The organism is Streptomyces sp. UNOC14_S4 (assembly GCF_020740835.1).
Lineage (GTDB): Bacteria > Actinomycetota > Actinomycetes > Streptomycetales > Streptomycetaceae > Streptomyces.
On the sequence record NZ_JAINFC010000376.1, the window covers coordinates 1 to 7,610 of the forward strand.

A 7,610-nucleotide genomic window follows, 5' to 3' on the forward strand; every position below is an offset into this window, starting at 1 on the left:
CTCTGTCACCTCTCTTCCCCCGGCTTCCCCGGCTTCCCCGGCCTCCTCGACTTCCGAACCGATGCCGCGCCCGACGGTCGTCCGGGCCTCCGAGCCCACGCACACCGCGCCGACGTCCCCGACCCGCATGCCGGAGCACCCCGCCGCACACCCCCAAGGGCAGACGCCTCCCTTGTCCCCCGCGCGGAGCGTGGACCGGACGCCGCCCCCGGGACAGCCGCCGCTGGTTCACGCGGAGGTCCGCACACCACCCCCCGCACACACGTCGCCCCCGGCCGGTGTGCAGGGATCGACTGTGCAGGGATCCACGCAAGGACCCGTGCTCGGGCCGCCGCCCCCGCGGGCGGAGCCCGACGACCGGATGGCCGAGGTGTGGACCGCGGCCCCGGCCTCCGTGCCCCCCGGGCACCCCGCCGCGCTGCCCGACGCGTGGTCCGCGACGGCCCGGCAGACGCAGCCCGCGCAGGCACGCGGCGGCCGGCTCGTCCAGCACTACGAGCCGGTGCGGGCGTACGTGGATCCCTCCCGTCCGGTGCCGCTGCAACAGGCACCGCTCGGGCAGAGCCCGCACCCCTGATCCGCCTCCCCGGGAAGGGCGACTCGCCGATCGGACCGGGTGGCTAGGCGATCAAGGTCCCGTTAGTATCGGGCGGGGGCTGCGCAGCTGTACTGGACGGGTTATCGAAGGCGATCCTGACGGTCGTGCGCGGAGAGCGTGTTGACATCCGTCGACGCCGTGCGCCACAGCCACGGCCCCCGAGCGCAGGCAACGCCATCCCATCCGACGGAGTGACTTTCCCCATGCCCGACGCCCGAACCGACACGACCGAGGCGCGCCCGCACGAGGTGTCCGCCCAGGCCGCAGCCGCCGGCTCCGGCAGGCACCGTGGTCCGGCTTCCCCGGACGAGAACAGCGCCCCCACCCACGGCAAGCACCGCCGCCCCGAACGGCCGTAACCGCCCGCCCGCACCTGTTCCGCGCGCTTCAGGCGCCGTCTCCGGCCGACTCCTCGGCGGGAAGCGGCGCCTGAGCCGCTTTCAGCCCCAGCACCTCGGGGGCCGCGAACGTCTCGCCGAGCGGCCGCCCCGCGAAGTACGGGGTGAGCGCGGCCTCCAGTTCCGCCACCCCGCGGGCGTCGAACCGCGCGGCGACCAGGGGCCGCTGCATGACGGCCACCATCCCGCCGTGCACCACGAACACCTGCCCGTTGACCCCGGCGGCCGCGGGCGAGGCGAGGTAGCCGACGAGCGGTGCGACATGGCCGGGGTCGAGGGCGTCGGGCGCGCCCTCCTCCGGTACGTCGGTGAAGACGTCCTCCGTCATCCGCGTCCTGGCCCGCGGGCAGATCGCGTTGACCGTGACCCCGTACTTGCGGAGCGCGCCCGCGGTCGAGGTGGTGAGGCCGACGATGCCGCCCTTCGCCGCCGCGTAGTTGGGCTGCCCGGCCGACCCGGCGAGGAAGGCCTCCGAGGAGGTGTTGACGATCCGTCCGTACACCGCGCGGCCCTCCGCCTTGGAGCGCTCGCGCCAGTGCGCGGCGGCGAACCGCGTGGTGTTGAAGTGGCCCTTGAGATGCACGCGGACGACGGCGTCCCACTCGTCCTCGGTCATGGAGAAGACCATGCGGTCGCGGAGGATGCCCGCGTTGTTGACGAGGATGTCGAGCGTGCCGCCGCCGATACCGACGGCCAGCCGGATCAGGTCCCGGGCCTGCGCGAAGTCGGCCACGTCCCCCGTATGGGCCGTGGCCTGCCCGCCCGCCGCCCGGATCTCGGCCACCACCGTCTCCGCGGGTGTGCCGGACGCCGGGCCGGAGCCGTCGCGGCCCGGCTGCCCGTAGTCGTTGACGACGACGTGCGCGCCGAGCGCGGCCAGTTCCAGGGCCTCGGCGCGGCCCAGGCCACGTCCGGCACCGGTGACGACGGCGGTCCTGCCCGCCAGGGATACGGCCACGGGTACTCCTCCCCTGTATCTCCTATATCTCGACGCAGGTACGCAGCGCCTCGCCGGAGCGCATCCCGTCGAGGGCGTCGTTGATCCCGGCGAGCGGGACCCGGTGGGTGATGAGCCCCCGCGAGGTCGATCCGGCCCGCCCGCCACAGGGCGATGACCCGTTCGTACGAGCGCAGCACGTCACCGCCGCCGTACAGGGACGGCAGGATCCGCTTCTCGTCGAAGAACAGCTCGAACATGTTGAGCTGGAAGAGGTCGTCCATCGCGCCCGCCCCGACGACGCAGAGCGTGCCGCCGCGCCGTGTCGCCCCGTACGCGGCGCGGGCGGTGGCGGACTTGCCGACGACCTCGAAGGCGTAGTCGAAGCCCTCGCCCCCCGTGACCCGGGCGACGGCGTCACCGAGGGCGTCCGGGTGCACGGCCTCGGTCGCGCCGAAGCGCAGGGCCGCCTCGCGCCGGGACGCGACGGGATCGACGGCGACGATCGCCGCGGCCCCGGAGAGCCGCGCGCCCTGCACGGCGCACACCCCGACCCCGCCGCAGCCGATGACCACGACCGACGAACCCGCCGTAACAGCAGCGGTGTTGAGGGCCGCGCCGAGGCCGGTGGTGACCCCGCAGCCGATGAGCGCGGCGATGTCGTACGGCAGGTCGTCGGGGATGGGCACCGCGCAGCCCGCGGCGGTCACGGCCTCCTCGGCGAACGTGCCGGTGCCCGCGAATCCGAAGAGGTCGGCGGCGGAGGGGACATGCCGGAAGACGGGCGCACCGGAGCTCATGAAGCCCGCCAGGCACAGCCGGCCCTGGCCGCGGCGGCAGGCGGGACAGGTGCCGCAGGGCGGCAGCCAGCAGACGAGGACCCGGTCGCCGGGGGCGAGCCCCGTGACTCCGTCGCCGACCTCGGTGATCTCGCCCGCGCCCTCGTGGCCGGGGACGAAGGGCGCGGGCTGCGGCAGGACGCCCGACATGGCGGAGAGGTCGGAGTGGCACACGCCCGCGGCGCGCATCCGTATCCTCACCTGGCCCGGCCCGAGGGTCCGCGTCTCGACGCCGTCGAGGACTTCGAGCTTCTCCTGACCTGTCTCTCGCAACACGGCTGCGCGCATGAGGGTTCCCTCCGTCGGTTGGGTACGGCTGGGCTTCCGTTCGGCCTCCGCGCCTACTGGGCTGCCTCTTTCGCCCGGTTCGCGACTGCGGGCCGCGTCGTGGCTGGTCGCGCAGTTCCCCGCGCCCCTGACGGGGGCGCGCCCTACCCGCTACGTATGAGTGACCACCGTGTCCGTCAGGACGGCAACGTCCCGCTCGACCACCGTCACCGACACCTGAACCCGCCCGGCCCCGCCCCACATACGGATCCGCAGCGTCTCGCCGGGGTGGACGACCCCGGCGAACCGCGTCGCGTACGACCGCACCCGCCCCGCGTCACCCCCCAGCACCTCGTCCACGACGGCCTTGAGCGCCATGCCGTAGGAGCACAGGCCGTGCAGGATCGGCCGGTCGAAGCCCGCGCGCGCCGCGAAGTCGGGGTCCGCGTGCAGGGGGTTCCAGTCGCCGGAGAGGCGGTAGAGCAGGGCCTGGTCCTCGCGGACGGCGCGTTCGACGGTGTGGGAAGGGGGCTCGTCCGGGAGGCCGAGCCGGGTGCTCGTGCCGCGCTCGCCGCCGAAGCCGCCCTCGCCCTTGACGTAGATCTCGCTCTCGCTGCTCCACAGCGGCCCGTCGGCGTCCGTGACGTCGGAACGCAGCACGATGACGGCGGCCTTGCCCTTGTCGTGGACGGCGGTCACGCGCGAGGTGTGGATGGCCGAGCCGCGGACGGGCAGGGGCCGGTGCACCTCGATGCGCTGCCCGCCGTGCAGGACGCCCGCGAGGTCGACGTCGATGCCCGGCGCGCCCAGCCCGCCCGCCAGGGCCATGCCGCCGCCCGCGACGGTCGCGAAGCTGGGGAGCACCTGGAGCCGGCTCTCCAGGGTGTAGCGGAGCTCCGCCGGGTCGGTGGCGGGGATGCCCGCGCCGATGCCCAGGTGGTAGAGCTGGACGTCCTTGTGGTCCCAGGCGATCCGGGTGGTGCGGGGCTCGGCGGCGACCGCCTGCGCTGCGTCGATGGGCATCGGGCAGGGCTCCTTCCCGGCTCGCCGCCGGCGATTTCCCAGCTGACTGGAACACGTTCCATCCGACCCGCGGACCCCCTGTATAGCCGATCGCCGTGCGAGTGGGAAGGCCGCGGACAGCCTCCCGCGGCCTCCCGCCGGACCGGTGCCGCCCTCCCGGGACAAATGTCACGGCCGACCGCTGACACTTACATCTGCCCAGGTCAGCGTGGATTTCTTAAGCTCGGGGGCATGATTGGAAGAGCGAGCGGCGACACGGAGTGGATGGAGCGGCACAAGCCGCCCGGGAAGTTCGCCTTTCTCCCCTGGCTGTTCATGCTCACCGGGGACGTCGAGTCCCTGTTCTCCGGGAAACCGCCGCTGCCGTGGCTGGGCGGCGCGGGGATCCTGACGTTCGTCGCGCTGTATGTCCGGACGATCGCCCTCGGGTTCGACGAGCGGCGCCGCCACACCCGCGCCCCGCTCCTCGCGCTCGCGGGGCTGACAGCGGTGACGTTCGCGCTGACCATCGGCTACGGCGGCGACTGGGCGCTGTGCTTCCCGCTGCTGTCGCTGGCCACCGGCGTCGTGCTCCGGGGCGAACAGCGCCGGCTGGGCGTCGCCGTGTTCTTCTACGCGGGCTCGGCGGGGCTGATCGGCAGCCTGCGCGGCGGCCCCAGCGAGGCGATGACCGTCGGCTACGGCACCCTGCTCTCCGGCTTCATCACGGCCACGGTCCTCACCCTCTTCGAGACCATCGCCAAGCTCAAGGCCACGCGGGAGGAGCTGGCCCGCACCGCCGTCGAGCACGAGCGGCTGCGCTTCTCGCGCGACCTGCACGACCTGCTCGGGCACACCCTGTCCGTGGTCGTGGTGAAGGCGGAGGCCGTACGCCGCCTGGCCCCCCGCAACCTGGACGCGGCGCTGGAACAGGTCTCCGACATCGAGGCCGTGGGCAGGCAGGCCCTCACCGAGATACGCGAGGCCGTCACCGGCTACCGCGAAGGCACCCTCACCACCGAGCTCGACCGGGCCCGCTCCGTGCTCGAAGCCTCGGGCATCGAACCGGAGTTCCGGCAGTCGGGCCCGCCGCTGCCGCCGCAGACCGCGGCGCTGCTCGGCTGGTGCGTACGCGAGGGCGTCACCAACGTCGTACGGCACAGCGGCGCGACGCGCTGCACGGTCGAGGTGCGCGGCGAGACCGACCAGGTACGCCTGGAGATCACCGACAACGGCCGCGGCACCGCGGCAACGGGCGAAGGCGGCAGCGGGAGCGGCAGCGGAAGCGGAAGCGGCACGGGCCTCAAGGGTCTGACCGAACGCCTCGCCGCCGCGGGCGGCTCCCTGACGACCGGCCCGGACGGCCGCCGGGGCTTCCGGCTCGTCGCGGAACTGCCGGTGGACTCGCTGGACCCGGGGTCCGAGGAGGGCCGTACGCCCTGATCAAGGTGTCGCTCGTGGAGGATGGGAGAGGGTTTCCGGCCCAGATGTTGGGGCTCACGGGCCCTCTACCCTCCTTCCGCAAGCAGAGGTTGCGAGCTCGTTGCAGCTGTCAACGGAACGAGCCGTCCCGCACACCTCGCGTGAAAGCGTCCCATTCGGCAGCGGTATAGCGCAGCACCGTGCCATTGGGATCTTTCGCTGCCCGCAGGGCAACGGCCCCTCCGGGTAGATGGGCTATCTCTATCCGGTCGTTCGGATCTGACCTCGGCGCGCTGAGCCACCTCACGCCGCTCAGTTCCAAGGTGTACAGGTCGGCTTTGTTTCGCGCCGTCATCAGACAAGAGTCTCGCGGTCGACTGCACCGACGAACTCGAACCAAGCCCTTCGAGATACACGCGCCGCGGGTATGTCCACGTTCTTCGAGTCGCGTACGGCAACACCGTCAGGTGCGGGTATGTCGGTGATCTCGACACAGTTACCGTTGCTGGCCGTGTGGGGGCTCTTACGCCACGGGAAGTCACTGAGGTCGACCGCGTAGAGGTCGGCCAGCTCGTTCATCTCAAACCAACTCTTTCTCGATACGTTCGATCAACTCGCGGCTGTCTTGTTCTGTAAGGGCGGAACTGGACAGATTCCGGAACAGACGGCTCAGCCGTTTGACAGCCAGCGGATCGTCACGGAAACCCGTCATGGCCTCGGCGGACTCCACAAAGGCCACGTCGTCATCATCGCCGTCTTTCCCAGCGGTGAACAGGGCGAAGGCGCCGGTGGTGACCCCATTCTCGCCAGCGCTGAAGGGGACGACACGGATCGAGACGTTGTCACGACGAGAAAGTTCCAGGAGGCGCTGCAGCTGTGTTCGCATGACTTCCACCCCACCCACGGGGACATGCAGCGCGGCTTCGTGGATCAGTGCCTCCAGCGCGATCGGGTTGGCGTCCTGCAACCGAGCCTGGCGTCGCATCCGGACTTCGACCAGCGTGTCCACCTGATCAGGGCCGAGTGCTGCGACACCTCGGCTCGTCACCGCACGCGCGTAATCGGATGTCTGCAGTAGACCAGGGATGTACAGCGACTGGCATTCGCGGCACCGGTCGGCCTCGGCCTCGTACGCGATGAACTCCGCGTAGTTCGCGCTGATCACGTCTCCGTACGCCTGCCACCACGGCGGTACCCGCTGCCTGCCCTTGAGCATCAGCTGGGCGAGCTCTGCCCGCTGCGGTTCGTCAACTTCGTACAGCTCCATCAGCTTGTCGAAATCCCGCTTGACGCAGGCCCGTTTTCCGTTCTCCAATCGGCTCACCTTGGAGTTGTGGCAGCCGAGATGTTCACTGACATCCTCAGTGGTGAGCCCTCTCCGATCCCGGAGCAGGCGCAGCGCCTTCCCCAGCGCCCGCCTGGCCTTGAGCGTGCCGGTGGTGCTCGCGACCGTCATGAGCCCTCCCCTCCCTGCCGTGTGGGTGCGAGGGTACCCGCTCCGCCTCATCGTCCCGGCCAGCACGACCAGCCCCCTTCGGGCAGAGATTTGGCAATCTGCCATGCAGCAGCTTGACCTTGTGACACCGTGACGAACATCATGCTGCACCTGGCGTGGCACACCCCCGGGGGGTGTGGCTGCTCCGGATCAGCCCTGCCCAAAGCAGCACCTGGGCCCAGAGGCGACGCGAGCGATCGCCGATGAGCTCAGGAAGACATCAGCTCTACCGAGAAGGGATTGCCACAATGTCTGGGCGCGACACCCGAGTTGAACGGGATGAAGGAGCAGGCCACCGCTTCGTGGAGATGGTGTACGAGGAGGCTCTGATGTATGCGAGTAGGTACCCGGACGAGCTGGATACCTTGCGCCGAGCGATTTTGACGCACCGTCACCAGGGTAGGAATGCCTGCTCAAGGTGTCCCGACATCAGGGTGAGCCCCGTACTGGTCGATCGACGGTGCAGGGTCCTGCATGTATCCCATGCTCCAGGAGACCCCTGGACGGTACCGACGAGCCTCCTGTGAGCAATTGTCAAATCCTGTGGATCGGCGGGTTGTTCATGCAGCAGCGGGCTCGGGTCGTTCAACGAGGTGACCGCGTTCGAAGCGGGCTCCGGCTCGCACGAGGGCGACGAGGTGGGGTGCGTTCA

Annotated in this window: 8 protein-coding genes and 1 pseudogene; 3 read left to right on the plus strand and 6 right to left on the minus strand. The window is 70.9% G+C overall.

Annotated elements, in window-relative coordinates; translation table 11 throughout:
- The first annotated feature begins 295 nt into the window (after positions 1 to 295).
- Positions 296 to 577: a hypothetical protein gene (locus K6I34_RS26915; protein WP_229329513.1), complete on the plus strand. Its 282-nt coding sequence runs from the start codon at positions 296 to 298 to the stop codon at positions 575 to 577.
- 224 nt (positions 578 to 801) lie between these two features.
- A complete protein-coding gene (locus K6I34_RS26920) occupies positions 802 to 957 on the plus strand; it encodes a hypothetical protein (protein ID WP_229329515.1) in 156 nt (51 codons plus the stop codon).
- A gap of 28 nt (positions 958 to 985) precedes the next feature.
- Here the strand turns inward: K6I34_RS26920 and K6I34_RS26925 are convergent, their stop codons facing one another.
- From K6I34_RS26925 to K6I34_RS26935, 3 genes and pseudogenes are all read right to left on the minus strand, one after another.
- Complete coding sequence (locus K6I34_RS26925) at positions 986 to 1,954, minus strand: 3-oxoacyl-ACP reductase (protein WP_229329517.1); 969 nt, start codon at positions 1,952 to 1,954, stop codon at positions 986 to 988.
- A 22-nt stretch (positions 1,955 to 1,976) separates the two neighbouring features.
- Positions 1,977 to 3,060: pseudogene (locus K6I34_RS26930) on the minus strand (alcohol dehydrogenase catalytic domain-containing protein).
- A gap of 150 nt (positions 3,061 to 3,210) precedes the next feature.
- Entirely contained in the window at positions 3,211 to 4,062 is an 852-nt protein-coding gene (locus tag K6I34_RS26935) for a MaoC/PaaZ C-terminal domain-containing protein (protein ID WP_229329526.1), read from the minus strand.
- A 231-nt stretch (positions 4,063 to 4,293) separates the two neighbouring features.
- On the opposite strand from K6I34_RS26935, the gene K6I34_RS26940 reads away from it, so the two are divergent.
- The gene (locus tag K6I34_RS26940) at positions 4,294 to 5,484 is read left to right on the plus strand and encodes a sensor histidine kinase (RefSeq protein WP_229329527.1); all 1,191 of its coding nucleotides are present in this window, start codon (positions 4,294 to 4,296) and stop codon (positions 5,482 to 5,484) included.
- Between the two features lie 109 nt (positions 5,485 to 5,593).
- Here the strand turns inward: K6I34_RS26940 and K6I34_RS26945 are convergent, their stop codons facing one another.
- Genes K6I34_RS26945 through K6I34_RS26955 form a run of 3 tightly spaced genes read right to left on the minus strand, consistent with a single transcriptional unit; the run spans position 5,594 to position 6,919 of the window.
- The gene (locus K6I34_RS26945) at positions 5,594 to 5,818 is read right to left on the minus strand and encodes a DUF397 domain-containing protein (RefSeq protein ID WP_229329529.1); all 225 of its coding nucleotides are present in this window, start codon (positions 5,816 to 5,818) and stop codon (positions 5,594 to 5,596) included.
- Positions 5,818 to 6,042, minus strand: coding sequence for a DUF397 domain-containing protein (locus K6I34_RS26950; RefSeq protein ID WP_229329531.1), 225 nt, complete (start codon positions 6,040 to 6,042; stop codon positions 5,818 to 5,820). Before K6I34_RS26950 ends, K6I34_RS26945 begins: the two co-directional genes overlap by 1 nt.
- A gap of 1 nt (position 6,043) precedes the next feature.
- The gene (locus K6I34_RS26955) at positions 6,044 to 6,919 is read right to left on the minus strand and encodes a helix-turn-helix transcriptional regulator (protein ID WP_229329538.1); all 876 of its coding nucleotides are present in this window, start codon (positions 6,917 to 6,919) and stop codon (positions 6,044 to 6,046) included.
- Between the last annotated feature and the right edge of the window lie 691 nt (positions 6,920 to 7,610).

Excerpts from the sequence above, each read along its gene's own strand:
- K6I34_RS26920 (WP_229329515.1), top strand. The coding sequence starts at position 802 with ATGCCCGACGCCCGAACCGACACGACCGAGGCGCGCCCGCACGAGGTG.
- K6I34_RS26935 (WP_229329526.1), bottom strand. The coding sequence starts at position 4,062 with ATGCCCATCGACGCAGCGCAGGCGGTCGCCGCCGAGCCCCGCACCACC.
- K6I34_RS26940 (WP_229329527.1), top strand. The coding sequence starts at position 4,294 with ATGATTGGAAGAGCGAGCGGCGACACGGAGTGGATGGAGCGGCACAAG.
- K6I34_RS26945 (WP_229329529.1), bottom strand. The coding sequence starts at position 5,818 with ATGACGGCGCGAAACAAAGCCGACCTGTACACCTTGGAACTGAGCGGC.
- K6I34_RS26950 (WP_229329531.1), bottom strand. The coding sequence starts at position 6,042 with ATGAACGAGCTGGCCGACCTCTACGCGGTCGACCTCAGTGACTTCCCG.
- K6I34_RS26955 (WP_229329538.1), bottom strand. The coding sequence starts at position 6,919 with ATGACGGTCGCGAGCACCACCGGCACGCTCAAGGCCAGGCGGGCGCTG.